Genomic DNA, 20064 nt, shown 5'->3' with positions numbered 1-20064 from the left:
GGGGTGCGCTTCGCGGGGTAGTTCTCGGGTAGCACAACCACCCCCGCGACCGAGTAAATTAGGTAAGGCTAACCTTACCCATGTGACACAGACCCTCATCGGCGACGACCTCGTCCTGGGCTACCAGGACACCACCGTGGTGCACGGCGTCTCCGTGCAGCTGCGTCCGGGAATGGTGACCGCCCTCATCGGCCCCAACGGCAGCGGCAAGTCGACGGTGCTGAGGTCGCTGGCGCGCCTGCACCGTCCCGTCACCGGCAGGGTCGGCCTGCGTGACGGGCTGGGGGACGTGGAGGACGTCGCCCCACTGTCGGCGCGCGACTTCGCCCGCCGCGTCACCCTCCTGTCCCAGTCGCGTCCCCACCCGTCCGGCCTCCAGGTCAGGGACGTGGTCGCGTTCGGGCGCCACCCGCACCGTCGCCGCTTCGACGGGCTCCGCGGGGCCGACCACGCCGCCATCGACCGCGCGATGGCCGTCACCGGCATCACGGCGATGGCCGACCGTGCGGTCGACCAGCTCTCCGGCGGTGAGCTGCAGCGCGTCTGGCTGGCGACCTGCCTGGCCCAGGACACGGGTGTCGTGCTCCTCGACGAGCCGACCAACCACCTCGACCTGCGCTACCAGGTGGAGACGCTCGACCTGCTGCGCGACCTCGCCGACGACCACGGCACAGCTCTCGGGGTCGTCCTGCACGACCTCAACCACACCGCCCTCGTGGCCGACCACGTCGTGCTGATGCACGACGGCCGGCTGCGCGCGGCAGGCGCCCCGGCCGAGGTGCTCACCGGCGAGCACCTCTCGGACGTCTACGGCCTGTCCATCGACACGACGCTCGACCCGGAGACCGGGACCGTGCGGATCGAGCCCCAGGGCAGGCACCACCGACGCACCCCGCGTCACACCCATCACCACCACCAGTGAGGAACGCTCATGTTGTCCCTGACCAAGGCCGTGCTGGCCCCTGTCACCCTGCTCGCCGCCCTGACCGCCTGCGGCACCACCGAGGCGAGCGAGGTCGCCGGCAGCGAGGCCGCGCCCGCTGCCTCGTCGAAGGAGTGCACCGACGACACCGAGACGTCGACGGAGCCCGTCAGCCTGACCGACTCCTTCGGCCGTGAGGTCGAGCTGGAGAAGCCCGCGGAGCGGGTGGCCGTCCTGGAGTGGCAGCAGACCGAGGACGTGCTCACTCTCTGCGTCGCGCCCGTGGCCGTCGCGGACGCCGAGGGCTACGCCACCTGGAACACCGCCGAGGAGCTGCCCGAGGGCGTCACCGACGTCGGCACCCGCGGGGAGCCCAACCTCGACGCCCTCTTCGGCGCCAACCCCGACCTGGTGATCATCGAGGCCTACACGCCCGACGACGCGATCATCAAGCAGCTCGAGAAGTACGACGTGCCCGTCCTGGCGACCAGGGGCGCCGACGCCGAGGACCCGATCAGGAACATGACCGACACGTTCGAGCTGATCGCCGCGGCGACCGGCCGCGAGGAGCGGGCCGAGGCCGTCGTGGCGGAGCTCGAGGCGAGCCTCGCCGAGGCGACCGAGGCGCTGGCCGACGTCGAGGACACCGACTTCGTCTACTTCGACGGCTGGATCCAGGGCGGCAACGTCGCCCTGCGGCCCTTCGGCCAGGGGTCGCTGATGGGGGAGCTCGGTGAGTCGATCGGCCTCACCAACGTCTGGGACGGCAAGGTCGACGAGGCCTATGGGCTCGGCCAGACCGACATCGAGGGCCTGGCCGAGGTCAAGGACGCGACCTTCTTCCACACCGGCACGGTCGACCCCGCAGGCGACTTCGTGGTCGAGATGGAGAAGAACGCGATCTTCGAGTCCTTCCCGGCGGTCCGTGAGGGTCGCGTCCACGCGTTCCCGGCAGGCACCTGGACGTTCGGGGGACCCCGTTCGGCACAGCAGGCGGTCGAGGCGTACGTCGACCTGCTGACCGACTGACCTGACAGCGACCGAACGAGAGCACCGATGAGCGACACCGTGCAGCTCGCGCGCCGACCCGCGGCGACGCTGCTCCTGCTGGGGGCTGCCCTGGTGCTGAGTGCCGGCTGGCACCTCACCCAGGGCACCTCCGGCCTGGGCCTGGGTGACGTGCTCGCCCGGGCCGGGGGTGACGCGACCTCGCAGGAGGCCCGCGACATCCTGTGGGGCTCGCGGGTGCCGCGTCTGGCGGCCGGGGTCACGGTCGGCTTCGCCCTTGGCGTCGCGGGTGCGCTGTTCCAGTCGCTGGCGCGCAACGCCCTGGCCTCGCCCGACACCCTGGGCGTGACCGGTGGGGCGTATCTCGCAGTGACGGCCGTGGCCGCCTTCGGGCTGTCGGTCCCGTTGTGGGCCTCCGGCGTCGTCGCCTTCGTCGGTGGCCTCCTGGCGGCCGGCCTGGTGCTGGCCCTCGCCGGCGGCGCGGGGGCGTCGACGACGCGGCTGATCCTGGGTGGCTCGGCGGTCGCCATGGCGCTGCAGGCGGCCACCTCCACCCTGCTCATCCTCTTCGCGCAGGAGACCACCGGTCTCTTCGCCTGGGGGAGCGGGTCGCTCAGCCAGCTCGGCCTCGGCACGTTCCAGCAGCTGGCGCCCCTCGTCGTGGTCGCGACCGGTCTCGGCGTGCTGCTGTCGCGCCAGCTCGACCTGCTCGGCCTGGGCGACGACACGGCGGCGGTCCTGGGCGTGCGGGTGCGCTCGACGCGGGCGATCGGCACGGTGCTGGCGGTCGTGCTGACTGCGAGCGCCGTGACGCTCGCCGGACCCATCGGCTTCGTCGGGTTGTGCGCCCCGGTGCTCACCCGGCTGGTGGGTCGCTTCGTCCCGGCCCTGCTCAAGCACGGTGTCACCCTCCCGGCCGCGGGGCTGGTCGGCGCGCTCCTCGTGGTGCTGGCGGACGCGGTGCTTCGCGGGGTCCTGGGCGCCGACGACGCCATCGCGATCCCGACCGGCGTCACGACCACGTTGGTCGGGGCCGTCGTGCTGGTGGTGCTGGCGCGCCGGGGCCGGGACTCCGGCCCCACCCGACGTCCCCCGGGCAGCCGGGCGGACATGCGCAGCACCCGCCGCGTCGTCGGGGCGATGGTGCTGCTCGTGGTGGCCACGGCGGCGGTCGCCGTTGTCGGCCTGCTCGCCGGGAGCACCTGGCTCAAGCTGGGCGACGTGCTCCTCTGGGCCCGCGGCGAGGGGGCGCCACTGGTCCGCTTCGCCCTCGACGAGCGCAGCCCCCGGATCGCCGCTGCCCTGCTCGCCGGCGGCGCGCTGGCTCTGTCGGGGGCCCTCGTGCAGTCGTCGTGCCGCAACCCGCTGGCGGAGCCCGGCCTGCTCGGGATCACCGGAGGGGCCGGCCTCGGAGCGGTCCTGGCGTCGACGGTGCTGGATGGCGGCAGCACTGTCACGCTCCTGTGCGCCACGGTGGGCGCGCTGGTGGCCTTCGGGCTCGTCTACGCCCTGTCGTGGCGATCCGGTCTCGACGCCGATCGGCTGGTGCTCGTCGGCATCGGCTTCTGGTTCGGCTCCGCGGCAGCCACGACCTTCCTCCTGCTCCGCGCCAATCCCTGGGACACCCCGACGATCTACACGTTCCTGTCCGGCACGACCTACGGACGAAGCTGGGACCAGGTCGTGCCGGTCGCCGTCGCGCTGCTCGCCGCCCTGCCGATCGCGCTGCTCCTGCGCCGCGACCTCGACCTGCTGGCGCTCGACGAGGACACGCCGCGGCTCGTCGGGATGAGGCACGAGCGCGTCCGGCTGGCGGTGCTGACGGTGGCGGCCCTGCTGGCCGCGGCGAGCGTCGCCGCGGTCGGGGTGGTCGGCTTCGTGGGCCTGGTCGCCCCGCACGCGGCGAAGGCGCTCGTGGGCGGTCGTCACGCCCGAACGGTGCCGGTCGCCGTACTCCTCGGGATGCTGCTCCTCGGGGTCGCCGACACCATCGGGCGTACGGCGATCGCGCCGGCCCAGGTCCCGGCCGGGCTGGTGGTCGCCCTGATCGGTGCGCCCTACTTCGTCTGGCTGTTGTCCCGCTCGCGGGCCTGAGTCAGCTCTCCACCCTGCGGGCGTGCGGCTGGCCGGGGTCCGCGAGGACGGGGTGGGTGTCGCCGGCGCGCAGCGCCTCCAGCTGGGCGCAGACCGCCGTGCCGAAGAACAGCGCGATCGAGGACAGCAGCGCCCACAGCAGCAGGGCGAAGATGCCGGCCAGAGGCCCGTAGACACTGCCGAACGAGGCGCTCAGCGAGACGTAGAGCGCGAGCCCGACCGTGGCCACGGCGCTCAGGACGACCGCGATCCCCGAGCCCAGGGCCAGCCAGGTCATCGAGGGCTGCCGCCGCCGCGGTGCGTGGTCCAGCACCAGCGCGATGGCCACGACCAGCAGCGTGAGGCCGATCGGCCAGCGGAGCACGTTCCACCACGTGACCGCGCCGTCCGACCACCCATAGCTCTCGGCCATCGACTCGCCGAACGCGGCGCCGCCCACGATCATCAAGAAGCCGGTCCCGACGGGCAGGGCCAGGACCGCGGTCAGCACGGCCGCGCGGCCATACTTGGCCAGCGCCTTCCGGTCGCGACGGATGCCATAGATCCGGTTCGCACCCCGCTCGATCTGTGCCATGGCGGTGGTCATCGAGAGCAGCGCGAAGCCGAGGCCGAAGACGAGGGCCACCTCGCCGGCCTTTTCCGCCTCGTCCGACTTCTCCACCGCCGACGTCAGGGCGTCGCTGTCGCCGGTGCCGGGGGACAGGGAGTCGACGACGTGGGCCACGACTCGCGCGGGTCGCTCCTCGTCCAGGTCGGCCGCCAGGCCGGTCAGCGCGAGGAGGAACGGCACGACCGCCAGGCAGGTCTGGAGGGCGAGGGCGCGGGAGTTGGTGAAGCCGTCGCCATAGCGGAACCGGACGAAGGACTCCACGAAGATCTTGACCAGACCGTGCTTGCGGGCGAGGCGCCAGGCGTCCAGGGCGTCGAGCTCGTCACCGTCCATCTCGGTGGTGACGGGGACGGTGCGCGCGGTCGTCATGCCCGCACCCTAGGTTCGGTCCCGGTCACCCTGCTGCACCGGGAGTGACTACTGGCCGAGCGGGTTGGCCGCGGCGACCTCGTCCATCACGTCGATGATGTTGCGCAGGTTGATGATCAAGGCTCCATAGATGGGCCACTCGGGCGAACGTTCGGTGGCTCGCAGCTCATCGCTGAGGCCTTGCAGGCGGCTGCGCACCACGAGGATGGCCGCGGGGTCCGCATCCAGGGCTGCGCGACCCGTGTCGCGCAACATCTGGGTCCAGGGCACGGCGAAGAAATCACCCCAGGCCTCCCGGTGCGCCTGTTGACCACCGAGCGTGTGTCCCATGCTGCGGATCTCGGCGATCGCCTGTTCCAGTCGGTGGAGCAGGGCGCGCCAGTCCTGCGGATCTCGCACCGGCCCTGCGGCAGGTCGCGGGTTCCAACGTGCGCTCTCCTGCGCCTGTCGGACGAGTCCCCACGAATGGTCGACATCGTCCTCGAGGTCACGAGCGCGGTCGATCCACCCGACGATGTCCTCGGGCGTGCAGGTGTCGCGGAGACCGTCGGCCATGTCGACGAGCAGCTCGCCGATGCTGTCGTCGATCTTGTCCAGGGCCAGGGCGGCTGTGCGTTGCCGCAGGGGCGGCCAGACGAGGAGGTTGACGAGCAGGCCGACTGCAACGCCGATCGCAGTGTCGAGCAGTCTTGACAGCAGCACGGTGTCGTCGCTGAACCCCGTCGTGAGCACGACCAGGCCCGTGGTGGCGATCGTCGTGGCCTCGGCCCCGAACCAGGGCAGCGCACCGATCACGAGACCGAGGACCAGCAGCACGGCGACCGCCGCCGTGTCCAGCCCCATCACCTCGCCGACGAGGGCCGCGAGCAGCACCGCCAGCACCGTCGCGGCAACCTGTCGCAGCCCACGGGAGAACGTGCGGTAGACGGTGGCGTGGACGACCAGCAGCGCCGACCACGGCGCAAGGAAGGGTTGTTGCAGGTCCAGCACGTTGGCCGCGATCACCCAGGCGACGACCGCGGCCAGGGCGGTCTTGGCGAGCTGGAGCAGGTCGTTCCACCAGATCGGGTCTCTCAGCCTGCGTCTGGTCTTCTCCCTCAGGGTCTCCCTCATCCGATCGACGATACGGAGAAGACCTCGAAGGGACCGGGCGGGGCTCGCGTCGGCCCGAGGCGGCAGGGAGGGTCAGCGCAGTGCGTAGGTCGCCAGCGAGACGCCGACGTAGTGCGTCACGAACGCCAGGATCGTGAACGTGTGGAACACCTCGTGGAAGCCGAACCAGCGCGGCCAGGGGTTGGGTCGCTTGGCGCCGTAGACGATGCCGCCGAGGGTGTAGAGCCCGCCGCCGACGGCGACGAGCACGAGGACGGCGGTGCCGGTCGTGGAGTCGTAGCGACTCATGGCGCCGCTGACGAAGTCACCGAAGAAGAAGACCGGCGCCCAGCCGAGCGCCATGTAGACCGGGGCCGATATCCAGCGGGGTGCACCCGTCCAGAGCACCTTCATCAACACCCCGAAGATCGCACCGCCCCACATCACCGCGAGCATCGTCAACCGGTCGTTGCCCTCGAGCAGCAGCAGCGCGAACGGGGTGCAGGACCCGGCGATGAGCAAGAAGATGTTGGAGTGGTCGAAGCGGCGGAGCCGGCCATGGGCCCTGGGCGACCAGTCGCCGCGGTGATAGATGGCCGAGACCGTGAACAGCACCAGCGCGGTACCCGTGAACACGGCCGACCCGGTGCGGGTCATGGTCGTGGGCGACAACAGGACCAGCACGATCCCGGCAGCGAGGGCCAGGGGTGCCGTGCCGAGGTGCAGCCAGCCTCGAAGGTGCGGCTTGGCCTCGGCGATGACCTCTTCGATGCGCTCGGAGAAGTCGTCGAGGCGATGGCGAAGGACGTCGTTCATTGGACCCAACTTACGGCACAGTAGGTGAGAGATCTCGGCTTCGCGACCCATCTCACGTGAGGCGATGGTCTCCCTGTGCCCCTCGACCGCCCTCGTCATGCGCCTCGTCGGTGAAGAACGAGAAGGAGCCGTCGGTCTCGAGCACGCACAGCTCGATGTCGCTCAGCCGGCGGATGCCCTGGCGGCGGGCCGCCTCGTGGACGTCCTGGATCGTCATCCGCTCGCCTCGCAGGACATCGAGGAGCGGCTCGCCGTCGCGTACGACGATGCGAGCCCGCCCGGCGAGCCACGGCCGGAAGCCGGGGAAGCGCTGGGCCAGCGACCCGAGGGCGAGGCCGGCCACCGCGAAGGTCGCGACCGCGATCACCGCAGTCGTCAGCGAGTAGTCCTCCTGGACGATCCCCTGGCTCACCAGGTCGCCGACCGTGATGAGCAGGATCATGTCGAACGCCGTGAGCTGTGCGACCTCGCGCTTGCCCCCCACGCGGACCACGAGCCACAGGAACAGGAAGATCACCAAGGACCTGATCAGGATGTCCATCAGGGCAGCCTCCAGACGTTGAACGACGTCGAGACGACGGGCTCGTCCTCGACCAGCACGCTGACCGTGCAGTCATCGACCTCCCCGAACTGCCCGGGCGCCTCCCGGGCGTCCAGATGGATCTCGAGGACGTCGCCCGCGACGGGTGGGTCGAACTCGTAGTCGATCCACGAGGGCGCTGCCGTCTCGGCAGCCGGGTTCGGATACCAGTTCTGGAAGTCCATGTCGTCGAAGAGCTCGGCGCACAGCCGCACCTGCACGGCCTTCTCGAACCCCACCGAGGACTCGATGCGCAGCTGCAGCGGCGCGGGCTGGCCGGCCCGGGTGACCCGGGGATGCTCGACGGACAGCGTGTAGCCGGCTGCGCTGGCCGTCTTGTCCCCCGTCATCGGGCCCAGGAGCCCCAGGGCAGCAGCGACGATGATCAGGACGAGCAGGGCGACCCCTGCACGCCGGGACCAGCGGCCTTTCGGGCCCGGTGGGGTGTCGCGGAGGTGCTCGGTGGTGTCGTCGACACCGAGCAGCGGTTCGGTCTTCACGCAGGCCACCCTAGGGGCGGGCTACGATCGCGCTGTGGCTGGCTTGAAGGACGCCGTTCGCCGGGTTCTCTACCCGGCCTACGAGCACCGCGTGGTGAAGTTCCTCCCACCCGACCGCATTCCCCAGCACATCGGCGTCATGCTGGACGGCAACCGGCGCTGGGCCAAGGCCGTTGGCCTGGACACCGCGGGCGGCTACCAGGCCGGCGCCGACAACATCTTCCCGCTCCTGGGCTGGTGCGAGGAGGTGGGCGTCAAGGTCGTCACCCTGTGGCTCCTCTCCAGCGACAACCTGACCAACCGCCCGCCCGAGCAGCTCACCGGCCTGCTCGAGATCATCGAGGGAGCGGTCGCGTCGCTGGCCGCCCAGCGCAAGTGGCGCATCCACCCCGTCGGCGCCCTCGACCTCCTGCCCGCCCGCACCGCCGAACGGCTCAAGGCCGCCGAGGACGAGACCCGCGACATCGACGGCATCCTGGTCAACATCGCCGTGGGCTATGGCGGCCGCCGCGAGATCGCCGACGCCGTACGCTCGCTGCTCCATGAGCACGCAGCGCGGGGGACCTCGCTGGAGGACCTCGCCGACCTCATCGACGCCGAGCACATCGCCGACCACCTCTACACCAAGGGCCAGCCCGACCCCGACCTCGTGATCCGCACGTCGGGGGAGCAGCGACTCGGGGGCTTCCTGCTCTGGCAGAGCGCCAACTCGGAGTTCTACTTCTGCGAGGCGCTGTGGCCCGACTTCCGCCGCGTCGACTTCCTGCGGGCGATCCGCGCGTATGCCGAGCGCGAGCGCCGCTTCGGTTCCTGACCGCAGCCGTTCATCCTGCGTTCGGGCGTGTCGCTCCGGAACGGGCACGACCCGGGCGTACTTTCGAGGGCATCGGCGAGTGGGGAAGCCCGCCGTACTGGAGGCCAGAGATGCGAAGCAACGCACAGCTTCAGAGGGTCCACCGGTCCATTTGTTGAACTGGACCGGGTGAGGTGCGTCGCGCCGGTTCGATAGGGGTAGGCACTCCGTGAGCGCGAAGAAGCAGGTCTCCCAGAACCGCACCTATGTCCTCGACACCAGCGTCCTGCTGGCCGACCCGGGGGCCCTCAACCGGTTCGCCGAGCACGAGGTGGTGCTGCCCGTCGTGGTCATCACCGAGCTCGAGGGCAAGCGTCATCACCCCGAGCTCGGCTTCTTCGCGCGCTCGGCGCTGAGGATGCTCGACGAGCTGCGCATCGAGCACGGTCGGCTCGACGAGCCGGTCCCGGTCGGCGAGGAGGGCGGGTCGCTGCGCGTCGAGCTCAACCACACCGACGCGGCCTCCCTGCCCTCGGGCTTCCGCCTCGGTGACAACGACACGCGGATCCTGGCCGTCGCCAAGAACCTCGCCGACGAAGGCCACGCAGTGACCCTCGTCTCCAAGGACCTGCCGTTGCGGATCAAGGCATCGGCGGTCGGGCTGGACGCGGAGGAATACCGCGCCGAGGCGATCAGCGACTCCGACACGGGCTACACCGGGATGGCCGAGCTCGAGGTCGACGCGACCGAGCTCGACGAGCTCTATGCCGACGGGGTGCTCGACCTGGCCGCCGCCCGCGACCTGCCCTGCCACAACGGCCTGGTGCTGCTCTCGGACCGCGGCACTGCCCTGGGCCGCATCGGCGCCGACAAGCAGGTCCATCTCGTCCGTGGTGACCGGGAGGCCTTCGGGATCCACGGCCGGTCGGCGGAGCAGCGCATCGCACTCGAGATGCTGCTCGACCCCGAGGTGGGCATCGTCTCCCTCGGTGGCCGGGCCGGAACCGGGAAGTCCGCCCTGGCTCTGTGCGCCGGCCTGGAGGCGGTGATGGAGCGCGGCCACCACAAGAAGGTCGTCGTCTTCCGGCCGTTGTTCGCCGTCGGTGGCCAGGAGCTGGGCTATCTCCCCGGGTCGGAGACGGAGAAGATGAGCCCCTGGGGTCAGGCCGTCTTCGACACCCTCGGAGCGCTCGCCTCTCCGGACGTGATCGACGAGGTGATGGATCGTGGGATGCTCGAGGTGCTCCCGCTGACCCACATCCGCGGGCGGTCGCTGCACGACGCGTTCGTGATCGTCGACGAGGCGCAGTCGCTCGAGCGCAACGTGCTGCTGACGGTGCTGTCGCGGATCGGGGCCAACTCCAAGGTGGTGCTGACCCACGACGTCGCCCAGCGCGACAACCTGCGCGTCGGTCGTCACGACGGCATCGTGGCGGTGATCGACAAGCTCAAGGGACACCCGTTGTTCGCCCACGTCACCCTCACCCGCTCCGAGCGCTCGCCGATCGCGGCGCTGGTGACGGAGATGTTGGAGAACGTCGTCCTCTGACTGCGAGGCGGTCCCTGGCGCTGAGTGAGCCACCTTCTGCAACCGCGGAAGGTGGCTCACGCACCGCTGGGGCCGCGCTGCCTGTGGCGCGTGTGAAAGAAGTGACGCAAGCGTCGGGTGAGGCAGGAGATTCCCCCCAGTTCTCGCGTTTGGTTTGCACGACCCCATCAAGTCCTGCATGGTGGCCCGTGACCGTTTCGTGACATCCCCCTGCGTCGCCCGTCCGAGCGGTCAGCCGTCTTCGTGCGGCCTCCCTGTCTTCTACCCCGTGAGAGCTCCTCTGTGACCAAGCCTGAGAAGCACGTTCCCAAGCACCGCGCGCCCGGCAAGCACAAGGCAGTCCGATCAGCTCCCCAGCGGGCCCTGCGACGCTCGGTGGCCCTGACCGGGCTCGCGGCCGTGGCGACCGGCATGGCCGTCTCCAGCGGCGTGGTCGGTGCCCCCGGTCACGAGGTGGGCGATCTCGCCTCCGCCGCGGTGTCCGGCGTCGGGTCGACCGAGCCGGAGTCGGAGCTCACCCGTGCCACGATCGAGCGGCGCAGCGTGTCCCGGACGGTGTCACGATCGGACCGGCGTGGCGCCACCGACGCCCGCAAGGTCGTCGCCCTCTCAGCGGGCCGGGGGCTCGCCGTGACGCGGACCGAGGACCTCTCCGCCGCAGACCCGCGAGACATCGCCCGCGCCCTGCTGCCCGAGTTCGGCTTCGACTCCTCGCAGTTCTCCTGCCTCGACTCGCTCTATGTCTCCGAGTCGGACTGGCGCATCGATGCCGACAACCCGACCTCCTCGGCCTACGGCATCCCCCAGGCGCTGACCCAGCTCCACGACCTGCCGGCCGACTACATGACCTCGGCGGAGTCGCAGATCCGCTGGGGCCTGGGCTACATCCAGGACACCTACGGCACTCCCTGCAACGCCTGGTCGTTCAAGCAGGGCAACAACTGGTACTGAGCAACGACCACGACAAATCACAACCGCCCGGACCGATCGGTCCGGGCGGTTGTGCTGTGACGTGGGGGTCAGCGGCGGTCGCTGCCGACCTCGTCGTCGTAGTAGTCGCGCGAGCCCGACTTGGCCAGGCCGCGGCTGATCATGTAGCCGATCGTCAGCAGCGAGATGTAGAACCACGCCTCCTGGCTGCCGAAGTCGCTCTCGGCGTCGGCCATCGCGGAGGCGATGAGGACGCCGATCACGGCAACCACGTAGGCGATGAGCTCGGTGGTCTTGTAGGAGGACTTCGTCTCGGTGCTGATCCGACGCGCCACGTTGGTGCGGTTGGCGGTGGTGTCATTGGTGTGCGAGGACATGTGATGTCTCCTTCTGGGCGGACGTGAAGTCCGCCGGCTGCTTGCGAAAGCGCCCGTGTCGGGCGCACGACGGCAAGTATCCGGCCCCGACCTGGACATACACACCGCCACTGTGCGCCGGGTCACCCTCGGGACCAGGTCTGGACCTGCGTGCCCGTCGGGCGGCCACCGGGTGGTGGCTTCAGCGAGCCTCGAAGATCGTGACGTGACCGGCGTATTCGCGCTGACCCTCGAACGCCGGCAGGGTGAGGTCGCCTCCGAGGGTGTCGAGGTAGGCCTGTGCGCTCGCGTGGTCGCCGAAGACCGCACGGGTCTCGAGGTCATGGCGGCGGACGTCGTCGAAACGGCGACGCAGGACCGACTCGCCGGTCTCACTGCTGAACCGGGTGACCAGGGGCTTGCCGCCTGCCTCGCGCAGGAGGTCGGCGAGGTGGCCGTTGCCGTTGGTGACGGCCACGAACGTCCCGCCCGGGCGCAGCACCCGACGAACCTCGTTGAGCGCACGCTCGATGTCACGCACGTGATAGAGCATCCACCCTGCATACGCGACGTCGAAGGACGCATCGTCGAAGGGGAGGTAGCAGATGTCGGCCTGCCGGGCGTCGACGCCGCGGGCCGCGGTGAGCTCGACGAAGCGCTCGGAGAAGTCGGTGGCGACCAGCGTGACGCCGGGGAGGGCGTGGATCCGCTCCGCCATCGCGCCGGTGCCGCACCCGATCTCGAGGACGTCGGCGTCCCCGACCAGGGCCCGGTCGATGGCCCGCAGCGCCTCGGTCGTCGGATCGAGGCCGTCGGAGGTCGGCCGCCACACCGAGGCGCGGGTGTCGAGCTTGTCCTCGCTCGCGTACTGCTCACGGACGTAGTCGGCGTCACTCATCTCAAAGGTCACGCGAGAACGGTCTCACGGGTTGCTCACGACACCCACCGCTCAGGGGTGAGTCATCGACTCCAGGTCGAGCGCTGCGTCGAGCTCGTCCTCGGTGAGGTCGCCGCGATCGACATAGCCCATCGCGAGGACCGTCTCGCGGATCGTGGCACCCTCCTTGAGGGCCCTCTTGGCGACCTTGGCCGCCTCCTCATAGCCGATGTGCTTGTTGAGCGGCGTGACGACGCTGGGTGAGGACGCGGCATAGGCGCGCATGCGCTCGGCGTCGGCCGTGATGCCGTCGACGCAGCGCTCGGCGAGCAGCGTCGAGGCGGTGGCGAGGATGCGGATCGACTCGAGGACGTTGCGGGCGATGACCGGCAGCTGGACGTTGAGCTCGAAGCTGCCGCTCGCTCCGGCCCAGGCCACTGCCGCGTCGTTGCCGACGACCTGCGCGCACACCATCAGGGTCGCCTCCGGCAGGACCGGGTTGACCTTGCCGGGCATGATGCTCGACCCGGGCTGCAGGTCAGGCAGGTGGATCTCTGCGAGGCCCGTCGTCGGGCCCGACGACATCCAGCGCAGGTCGTTGCAGATCTTGGTCAGCCCGACTGCGATGGTGCGAAGGACGCCCGAGAGCTCGACGAGGGAGTCCCGGGTGCCCTGCGCCTCGAAGTGGTCGCGGGCCTCGGTGAACTCCTGCCCCGTCTCCTGGCCCAGGTGCGCGATCACCTTGGCGGCGAAGCCCGCAGGAGTGTTGATCCCGGTGCCGACGGCGGTGCCGCCCAGTGGCAGCTCGCGAACGCGCGGGAGGACGGAGCCGAGCCGCTCCGCGGCGTAGGCGAGCGTGGCGGCATACCCTCCGAACTCCTGTCCGAGCATCACCGGCGTCGCGTCCATCAGGTGGGTGCGACCGGCCTTGACCAGGCCGGCGAACTCCTCGGCCTTGGCAGCCAGCGACGACTCGAGGGTCGCCAGCGCCGGCAGCAGGTCCTCGACGACCGCCAGCGTCGCCGCGACGTGGATCGCCGAGGGGAAGGTGTCGTTGGAGGACTGCGAGGCGTTGACGTGGTCGTTGGGGTGGATCCCTTCGCCCGCCAGCGAGGCGAGGACCTCGTTCATGTTCATGTTGGAGCTGGTGCCGGAGCCGGTCTGGAAGACGTCGAGCGGGAACGCGTCGAGGTGGTCACCGCCCGCGACCGTGCGCGCAGCGTCGACGATCGCGCTGCCCTGCTCGGCGGTGATCACCCCGAGCTCGGCGTTGACGCTCGCGGCGCCTGCCTTGATCAGGGCGAGCGCCCGGACCAGCCGAGGCTCCAGGGTGGTGCCGCTGATCGGGAAGTTCTCGATCGCCCGCTGGGTCTGGGCACGCCACAGCGCGTCGGCGGGGACCTCGATCTCGCCGAGGGAGTCGTGCTCGGTCCGGGTCCTTGCGCTCGTCTCGCTCACCCGGCCGACGTTACTCCGCGCGCGCCGGCCCCGGCGAGCCGTGGTCGAACGCTTGTCAGACCGGCTTTGCCAGCATCGTGGCGGTGTCTCCCGAGCGGGGCTCGCGCCAGTCGACCCTCAGCTTCGCGCCCGACCGGTGGACCTTGACCTTGACCCGCTTGACGCAGTTCCAGCCGGCCCGCTCCCGGGTGATCCTCTCGGTGAAGCGGAAGGTGCCCCCGCTCCTGCCGTCGAAGGTCCAGCGGCCGATGCAGCCACCCGCGACGACCCGACCTCGCAGGCGGCCGTCACGCTTGGTGATCCGCACCTTCGCGCCATAGCCGGCGGCCGCGCCGTCGTCGCCATAGACACGTCCCCGCCAGGTCCCGGTGATACCGGTCCCCGCGCTCGCCGACTCCGCACTGATCGGGGAGCCCGCGGCGGCGGTGCTGGCCGTCGTGCTGCCTCCCAGCGGCGAGAAGAGGGCGAGCGTGAGCGCTGCGGCGATGGATGTCCTGCGCATGTGAAACCTCCGAGATGAGATCCGAGTGTCCCGACCGGTGTCGGTCTGTCCTCACCCTAGGAGCGTCAGCGCCGTGCGAGATAGAGGTGATAGGTCTCGGGGCGGTCCTGCAGCAGCACGTCGTGGACCTGCTCCTCGGCGTCGCCGAAGACGCTGCGCAGCGTCGAGAGGAGCTCGGGCGCCTGCGCGGCCGACCAGATGACGAGCACGCCCTCGCGATTGAGCAGGTCGCGGCAACGAGCGAGGAAGGCGCGCTCGTAGACCTGCGCGTTGGCGTCGTGGACGAGATAGCCGGGACCGTTGTCGACGTCGAGGAGGATCAGGTCATAGGTCGAGCGCGCCTCGGCGATCGCCATCGAGATGTCGGTGTTGACGACCTTGACCCGCTGGTCTGCCAGCACCGCGGGTCCGTGCGGGATCGTGCCGTCACGCATCCAGCCGATCAGGGCTTCCTCGATCTCCACCACCATGACCTTCTCGACCCGCCGGTCGGCCAGCACCCGCTGGAGGGTGAAGCCCAGCCCGAGGCCACCGACCACGACGTCGCGCGGGTCGGGGACCAGGTCGAGCGCGGCACCGGCGAGCTCGATCTCGGTGGTGGTCTCGAGGGTGTCCATCACGAAGACCCCGTTGGCGCGCAGCTCGATCACGTCGGGGGCGGTGGGCGACGTACGCCGACGCAGCACCAGCTCTCCGCGCTCTGACTCTGCCCGCGCGATCTCCGCCTGTTCGTTCACGCCGCCCACGCTATCGAGTGACAGGTCTGGACCAGTGGGGGGTCCAAACGGACTATTTTCCGCGGCGCGGCGGGATGTTCCGGATATTTGCTCTCCCGTTGTGCTAATGGGCAGAAGGCGCGCCTAGCGTCCAAGCATCGACCAGTTCGCGGCCCGATCTCTCGGGCGGCCGCATCGTCCCAGTGGGGGATGACTGCCGGCCGACCACGCGGACCGGAGATCCCGGCTCGTGACGCGAGATGGGGCGTTCACAGATGAAGATCATCAGCAATCGGGCCGTCATCGGCTCGCTGGGCCTGGCGGGGGCAGCGGCCGTGCTGCTGGGGCCGGCACACCGGCCACAGCAGGAACCACCACGACGGCAGTGGCGGGCAACCCGACCTGTGTCGGGCAGGGCTACGACTACGGCTTCAAGACCAACGCCGGCGGCGACGAGGACGCGGCGGGCACCTTCGACGACCCGAACAGCGGCGTCGTCGTCACCTGGTCCTACGCCGGCACCTCGAACAGCACGATCAACTGGTCGTCCAACACCGCAGTCAGTGCGGTGATCGTGAAGGGCGGAGATGCGGGCAACGTCCATGCCTACGACCCCGCAGTCCTCAGTGACTCCGGGCTCAGGACTCCGCTGAAGAACGACGGCTACCCAGGTGTCAGCCACGTGGAGTTCTGCTTCAACTACAACGTGACCGTGACCAAGACGGCCAACACGTCCTTCACGCGCACCTACACCTGGGGCATCGACAAGACGGGCTCGGAGACGAGCCTCACCCTGTCGGCCGGTCAGACCCATCCCGTGAACTACACCGTGACCACGACCCGCACCCACGCCGACAGCAACTTCGTCGTGAGCGGCACGATCACGGTCAGCAATCCGTGGCCGATCGCGGCGACCGCTCTGCAGGTCTCCGACTCGCTGGCGGGAGCGGTGGTCGACTGCGGTGGTGCGACGACGGTCCCGGCGAACGGGTCGGTGCAGTGCACCTACTCGGCATCGGTGGCCAGCAACACCGGCGGCACCAACACCGCCACGGCGTCGGCGATCTTCACCACCGCCCGGCGAAGTGCGACCGGCAGTGCGCCATACACCTTCGGCAGCACCCCGAGCGCCGAGATCGACGAGTGCATCACGGTCACCGACACGCTGCAGGGCCCGCTGGGGCAGACGTGCCAGCCACGCATCTTCACCTACACACGCAACGTCGGTCCCTACGCGAGTCCCGGGGTCTACACCGTGCGCAACGTCGCGTCCTTCGTCACCAACGACACCGGAACGACAGGCAGTGACGACCACACCGTGACGATCACCGTCCCCGGTGGTGGCTGCACGCTGACCCAGGGCTACTGGAAGACGCACTCGGCTGAGGGTCCCGCGCCGTACGACGACGGGTGGCTCGCCATCGGCGCAGCCCAGGAGGACACGCCGTTCTACAGCTCCGGCAAGACGTGGCTCCAGGTGTTCAGCACCCCGCCGGCCGGCAACGCCTACTACATCCTGGCCCACCAGTACATGGCGGCGAAGCTCAACGTCCTGAACGGTGCCACTGCCCCGGCAGCCGTCACCTCAGCGCTGACCTCGGCGGAGTCGCTCTTCTCCTCGGTCGGAGGCACCACGCTGACCAAGGCGCAGACGACCACGGCCAAGCAGCTCGCCGGGGTGCTCGGGAGCTTCAACGAGGGAGGCACCGGCCCGGGTCACTGCGACGAGTGACTCCGGCTGCTCTCGGGCTCCGCGCCTATTCCGCCGAGCGGACGCGGATGCCCGAGAGCGGCACGGTCGTGGTGCCGGAGGGGTCGGTGAAGAAGTCGTTGCCCTTGTCGTCGACGACGATGAAGGCAGGGAAGTCCTCGACCTCGATCTTCCACACCGCCTCCATGCCGAGCTCCTCGTACTCCAGCACCGACACCGAGGTGATGCAGTCCTGGGCGAGGCGAGCGGCAGGTCCACCGATCGACCCGAGGTAGAACCCGCCGTGCTCCGCGCACGCCTGGGTCACCACCTTGGAGCGGTTGCCCTTCGCGAGCATCACCTTCGATCCGCCGGCTGCCTGGAACTGCGCGACATAGGAGTCCATCCGGCCGGCGGTCGTCGGACCGAACGAGCCTGACGCCATCCCGGCCGGTGTCTTGGCGGGACCGGCGTAGTAGACGGGGTGGTCGCGGAGATAGGAGGGCATCTCCTCGCCCGCGTCGAGCCGCTCCTGGATCTTGGCGTGCGCGATGTCGCGAGCCACGACGAGTGGGCCGGTCAGCGAGAGTCGCGTCTTCACCGGGTGCTTCGAGAGCTCCGCCAAGATCGCGTCCATCGGCTGGTTGAGGTCGATCTTGACGACCTCGCCGGCAGCGATCTCCTCGGAGACGCCGGCCGAGGGCATGTAGTGCGCCGGGTCGGTCTCGAGCTGCTCGAGGAAGACGCCCTCGGGAGTGATCTTGCCCAGGGCCTGACGGTCGGCCGAGCACGACACCGCGATCGCCACCGGGCACGACGCGCCGTGGCGGGGGAGTCGAACGACGCGGACGTCGTGGCAGAAGTACTTCCCGCCGAACTGGGCTCCGATTCCGAAGGAACGGGTCAGCTCGAGCACCTGCTCCTCGAGCTCGACGTCGCGGATGCCGTGGGCGCTCATCGAGCCCTGGGTCGGCAGGTCGTCGAGGTAGCGAGCGCTGGCCAGCTTGGCGGTCTTGAGCGCGAACTCCGCGCTCGTGCCGCCGATCACGACGGCCAAGTGGTAGGGCGGGCAGGCCGCTGTGCCGAGCGAGCGGATCTTCTCGTCGAGATAGGTCAGCAGGCGCTGCGGGTTGAGGATCGCCTTGGTCTCCTGGAAGAGGAAGGACTTGTTGGCCGACCCGCCCCCCTTGGCCATGAAGAGGAACTTGTACTCCGGCTTCCCCGTTGTCTGCGGCGTCGAGTAGATCTCGATCTGAGCCGGCAGGTTGGTGCCGGTGTTCTTCTCCTCGAACGTCGTCAGCGGCGCGAGCTGGGAGTAGCGCAGGTTGAGCTTCGTGTAGGCGTCATAGACACCCTGGCTGATCGCCTCTGCGTCGTCGGCTCCGGTGAGCACGCCCTCGGACTTCTTGCCCATCACGATGGCGGTGCCGGTGTCCTGACACATCGGCAGCACGCCGCCGGCGGAGATGTTCACGTTCTTGAGCAGGTCGAGGGCCACGAAGCGGTCGTTGCCGGAGGCCTCCGGGTCGTCGATGATCTTGCGCAGCTGGGCGAGGTGGCCGGGCCGCAGGTAGTGGCTGATGTCGTGCATCGCCTCGGCGCTGAGTCGCCGGATCGCCTCGGGGTCGACCTTGAGGAAGGTCTGGGTCTGCCCGTCCTCGCCTGCCACCTCGAACGTGCTGACTCCCTCGGTCGTGACGAGGCGGTAGGGAGTCTCGTCCTCCCCGTTGGAGCCGGCGGTGGGGAGCAGGTCTGAGTAGCGGAACTCGGGCCCGGTCGACGGGCTGGCGGGGGCTGCAGTCACGCCGGAATGCTACGCGTGCGCGACGCTCACCCGGACCGGGGCACCGGCGTGCTGCAGCTCCTCGCGCAGGATCCGGTGGAACGTCCGCGCCATCTCCGCGGGGATGACGCCCTTGCAGTCCACGTGGACCTGCGGTCCTCGTGCGGTGGGCACGGGGTCCGAGACGTAGTTGGGGGTGTATCGGCCCTGCTCCAGGCAAGCCTGGGCGGTGGCGTCGTCGGGGTGCTCCGTGCCGGTCTCGTCCACCCGCATGAACCGGGCTGCGGCTCTCTCCAGCGCACCTGCGACGGCTGCTGCATCCCCGCCGATGACGGTGAACGTCTCGTTGGAGCTGCCCTGGACGTCGTCATGGGCGAACACGGCCGGGTCGATGGTCACCGCCGGCGCCGGCGCCGGGGCGCTCGTGTCCTGGGCCGGCTCGTCGCGCCGCCGCTGCTGCTGGGCACGCGAGCGCACCTGCCACAAGAAGTCCTCCCGATCCTCGGGCGCCACCTCGGGCGGCGGCGCCGGGCGTGCGCGTCGTCGGCCGAGCGCGCCGACCACGACATAGACGACGAGCGCCACCACGATGACGACGAGGACGAACTTGAGCATGGTCAGCGCCAACCCTCGACGAGGGCCGCCAGGTCGGCTGCCAGCTCCTGCTGGAGCTTCGGCCCGAACGTCACTCGCTGCACCCCCAGCTCGCGGAGCTCCTCCAGCGAGCCGGCGGCTGACCCGCTGCGGGGGTTGGCGATCACGTTGACCGGGCCGCTGAGCTCGGCGAGCAGCGTCTTCACCGCGGCTGCGTCAGGAGCGCCGACCGGATAGACGCAGCGCGCACCCGCCTCCTCGCACGCCTTCAACCGGATGATCGCCTCCGACAGCGGGTCGTCGAACTCGCCCTTGCGCAGGAACACGTCGGTGCGGGCGTTGATCACGACGTCGACCCCGGCATCGTCCGCGGCCGCGCGCAGCCCACCGACGTAGTCGGCGTGCTCGGCGACCGAGCGGAGCCGGCCGCCCTCGGAGTGGACCGTGTCCTCGATGTTCAGCCCCACCGCCCCGGCCGCCAGCATCCGCTCGATCAGCTCGGACGGGGCCGCGCCGTAGCCCGCCTCGAGGTCTGCCGTCACAGGCACGTGCGGTACGGCGCCACAGATCCGGCGCACGCCGTCGAGTGCGTCGTCGAGCGACATGTCCTCCTTGTCGCCCTGGCCGCGGGAGTCCGCGAGCGGGTGGCTGCCGATGCTGAGGGCCGCGAACCCGGCGTCGGCGACCGTTCGGGCCGACCAGGCGTCCCAGACGTTGGGCAGGACCAGCGTGGTGCCGGTGTGGTGGAGGTCGAGGAGCGCTCGGGCGCGGGTGGCGGTGTCCATGCAAAGAGCCTGCCACGGCCCTGTGCAGACGTCTGCTAGC

Annotated in this window: 20 protein-coding genes; 7 read left to right on the top strand and 13 right to left on the bottom strand. The window is 70.1% G+C overall.

The genetic code is table 11. The features are described 5' to 3' along the window. Positions 1–82: 82 nt before the first annotated feature. Genes G7071_RS00960 through G7071_RS00950 form a run of 3 tightly spaced genes read left to right on the top strand, consistent with a single transcriptional unit; the run spans position 83 to position 4024 of the window. Positions 83–922: an ABC transporter ATP-binding protein gene (locus G7071_RS00960; RefSeq protein ID WP_166313846.1), complete on the top strand. Its 840-nt coding sequence runs from the start codon at positions 83–85 to the stop codon at positions 920–922. A 9-nt stretch (positions 923–931) separates the two neighbouring features. Continuing rightward, positions 932–1951, top strand: a complete 1020-nt coding sequence (locus G7071_RS00955; protein ID WP_166313844.1) for an ABC transporter substrate-binding protein — start codon at positions 932–934, stop codon at positions 1949–1951. 27 nt (positions 1952–1978) lie between these two features. Beyond that, positions 1979–4024: an iron ABC transporter permease gene (locus G7071_RS00950; RefSeq protein ID WP_166313842.1), complete on the top strand. Its 2046-nt coding sequence runs from the start codon at positions 1979–1981 to the stop codon at positions 4022–4024. Position 4025: 1 nt separating this feature from the next. Here the strand turns inward: G7071_RS00950 and G7071_RS00945 are convergent, their stop codons facing one another. From G7071_RS00945 to G7071_RS00925, 5 genes are all read right to left on the bottom strand, one after another. Continuing rightward, the gene (locus G7071_RS00945) at positions 4026–5003 is read right to left on the bottom strand and encodes a YihY/virulence factor BrkB family protein (RefSeq protein WP_166313840.1); all 978 of its coding nucleotides are present in this window, start codon (positions 5001–5003) and stop codon (positions 4026–4028) included. A 48-nt stretch (positions 5004–5051) separates the two neighbouring features. Then, the gene (locus G7071_RS00940; RefSeq protein ID WP_166313838.1) at positions 5052–6116 is read right to left on the bottom strand and encodes an FUSC family protein; all 1065 of its coding nucleotides are present in this window, start codon (positions 6114–6116) and stop codon (positions 5052–5054) included. Between the two features lie 72 nt (positions 6117–6188). Beyond that, a complete protein-coding gene (gene trhA, locus G7071_RS00935; RefSeq protein ID WP_166313836.1) occupies positions 6189–6911 on the bottom strand; it encodes a PAQR family membrane homeostasis protein TrhA in 723 nt (240 codons plus the stop codon). Positions 6912–6963: 52 nt separating this feature from the next. Then, a complete protein-coding gene (locus G7071_RS00930) occupies positions 6964–7452 on the bottom strand; it encodes a DUF421 domain-containing protein (RefSeq protein WP_166313834.1) in 489 nt (162 codons plus the stop codon). Further along, positions 7452–7991, bottom strand: a complete 540-nt coding sequence (locus G7071_RS00925) for a hypothetical protein (RefSeq protein WP_166313509.1) — start codon at positions 7989–7991, stop codon at positions 7452–7454. The genes G7071_RS00930 and G7071_RS00925 overlap by 1 nt, the downstream gene beginning before the upstream one ends. Before the next feature lie 34 nt (positions 7992–8025). Here G7071_RS00925 and G7071_RS00920 point away from each other — a divergent pair, with 34 nt between their 5' ends. From G7071_RS00920 to G7071_RS00910, 3 genes are all read left to right on the top strand, one after another. Continuing rightward, complete coding sequence (locus tag G7071_RS00920) at positions 8026–8805, top strand: isoprenyl transferase (protein ID WP_246210277.1); 780 nt, start codon at positions 8026–8028, stop codon at positions 8803–8805. Between the two features lie 208 nt (positions 8806–9013). Then, entirely contained in the window at positions 9014–10333 is a 1320-nt protein-coding gene (gene phoH2 / locus G7071_RS00915; protein ID WP_166313830.1) for an RNA 5'-3' helicase PhoH2, read from the top strand. 282 nt (positions 10334–10615) lie between these two features. Beyond that, the gene (locus G7071_RS00910) at positions 10616–11284 is read left to right on the top strand and encodes an aggregation-promoting factor C-terminal-like domain-containing protein (protein WP_166313828.1); all 669 of its coding nucleotides are present in this window, start codon (positions 10616–10618) and stop codon (positions 11282–11284) included. A gap of 68 nt (positions 11285–11352) precedes the next feature. Here the strand turns inward: G7071_RS00910 and G7071_RS00905 are convergent, their stop codons facing one another. From G7071_RS00905 to G7071_RS00885, 5 genes are all read right to left on the bottom strand, one after another. Further along, the gene (locus G7071_RS00905) at positions 11353–11640 is read right to left on the bottom strand and encodes a hypothetical protein (RefSeq protein ID WP_206062863.1); all 288 of its coding nucleotides are present in this window, start codon (positions 11638–11640) and stop codon (positions 11353–11355) included. 181 nt (positions 11641–11821) lie between these two features. After that, positions 11822–12529, bottom strand: a complete 708-nt coding sequence (locus tag G7071_RS00900) for a class I SAM-dependent methyltransferase (RefSeq protein WP_166313826.1) — start codon at positions 12527–12529, stop codon at positions 11822–11824. A gap of 39 nt (positions 12530–12568) precedes the next feature. Continuing rightward, positions 12569–13954 (bottom strand): class II fumarate hydratase, encoded by a 1386-nt coding sequence (locus tag G7071_RS00895; protein WP_166313824.1) that lies wholly within the window; start codon positions 13952–13954, stop codon positions 12569–12571. A gap of 55 nt (positions 13955–14009) precedes the next feature. Continuing rightward, positions 14010–14456 (bottom strand): DUF2147 domain-containing protein, encoded by a 447-nt coding sequence (locus G7071_RS00890; protein ID WP_166313822.1) that lies wholly within the window; start codon positions 14454–14456, stop codon positions 14010–14012. Between the two features lie 65 nt (positions 14457–14521). Beyond that, positions 14522–15193, bottom strand: a complete 672-nt coding sequence (locus G7071_RS00885; RefSeq protein ID WP_166313820.1) for a spermidine synthase — start codon at positions 15191–15193, stop codon at positions 14522–14524. Between the two features lie 364 nt (positions 15194–15557). Between G7071_RS00885 and G7071_RS00880 the strand changes: the two genes are divergently transcribed. Next, positions 15558–16904, top strand: a complete 1347-nt coding sequence (locus G7071_RS00880; RefSeq protein WP_166313818.1) for a hypothetical protein — start codon at positions 15558–15560, stop codon at positions 16902–16904. A gap of 25 nt (positions 16905–16929) precedes the next feature. On the opposite strand, the gene G7071_RS00875 is transcribed toward G7071_RS00880, so the two are convergent. From G7071_RS00875 to G7071_RS00865, 3 genes are read right to left on the bottom strand one after another with little or no spacing between them, the layout of a single operon-like run. Beyond that, positions 16930–18666, bottom strand: a complete 1737-nt coding sequence (locus G7071_RS00875; RefSeq protein WP_166313816.1) for a fumarate hydratase — start codon at positions 18664–18666, stop codon at positions 16930–16932. 9 nt (positions 18667–18675) lie between these two features. Next, complete coding sequence (locus tag G7071_RS00870; RefSeq protein WP_166313814.1) at positions 18676–19260, bottom strand: hypothetical protein; 585 nt, start codon at positions 19258–19260, stop codon at positions 18676–18678. Positions 19261–19262: 2 nt separating this feature from the next. Next, a complete protein-coding gene (locus tag G7071_RS00865; RefSeq protein ID WP_166313812.1) occupies positions 19263–20024 on the bottom strand; it encodes an isocitrate lyase/PEP mutase family protein in 762 nt (253 codons plus the stop codon). Positions 20025–20064: the final 40 nt, after the last annotated feature.

The organism is Nocardioides piscis (genome assembly GCF_011300215.1).
GTDB classification, from domain to species: domain Bacteria; phylum Actinomycetota; class Actinomycetes; order Propionibacteriales; family Nocardioidaceae; genus Nocardioides; species Nocardioides piscis.
This window is presented reverse-complemented; position numbering and strand designations above follow the sequence as displayed.

What these genes read in the sequence shown, in the direction of transcription:
- trhA (WP_166313836.1), bottom strand. Translation starts at nt 6,911, where the DNA reads ATGAACGACGTCCTTCGCCATCGCCTCGACGACTTCTCCGAGCGCATC.
- G7071_RS00870 (WP_166313814.1), bottom strand. Translation starts at nt 19,260, where the DNA reads ATGCTCAAGTTCGTCCTCGTCGTCATCGTGGTGGCGCTCGTCGTCTAT.
- G7071_RS00945 (WP_166313840.1), bottom strand. Translation starts at nt 5,003, where the DNA reads ATGACGACCGCGCGCACCGTCCCCGTCACCACCGAGATGGACGGTGAC.
- G7071_RS00940 (WP_166313838.1), bottom strand. Translation starts at nt 6,116, where the DNA reads ATGAGGGAGACCCTGAGGGAGAAGACCAGACGCAGGCTGAGAGACCCG.
- G7071_RS00955 (WP_166313844.1), top strand. Translation starts at nt 932, where the DNA reads ATGTTGTCCCTGACCAAGGCCGTGCTGGCCCCTGTCACCCTGCTCGCC.
- G7071_RS00890 (WP_166313822.1), bottom strand. Translation starts at nt 14,456, where the DNA reads ATGCGCAGGACATCCATCGCCGCAGCGCTCACGCTCGCCCTCTTCTCG.
- G7071_RS00930 (WP_166313834.1), bottom strand. Translation starts at nt 7,452, where the DNA reads ATGGACATCCTGATCAGGTCCTTGGTGATCTTCCTGTTCCTGTGGCTC.
- G7071_RS00905 (WP_206062863.1), bottom strand. Translation starts at nt 11,640, where the DNA reads ATGTCCTCGCACACCAATGACACCACCGCCAACCGCACCAACGTGGCG.
- G7071_RS00865 (WP_166313812.1), bottom strand. Translation starts at nt 20,024, where the DNA reads ATGGACACCGCCACCCGCGCCCGAGCGCTCCTCGACCTCCACCACACC.
- G7071_RS00950 (WP_166313842.1), top strand. Translation starts at nt 1,979, where the DNA reads ATGAGCGACACCGTGCAGCTCGCGCGCCGACCCGCGGCGACGCTGCTC.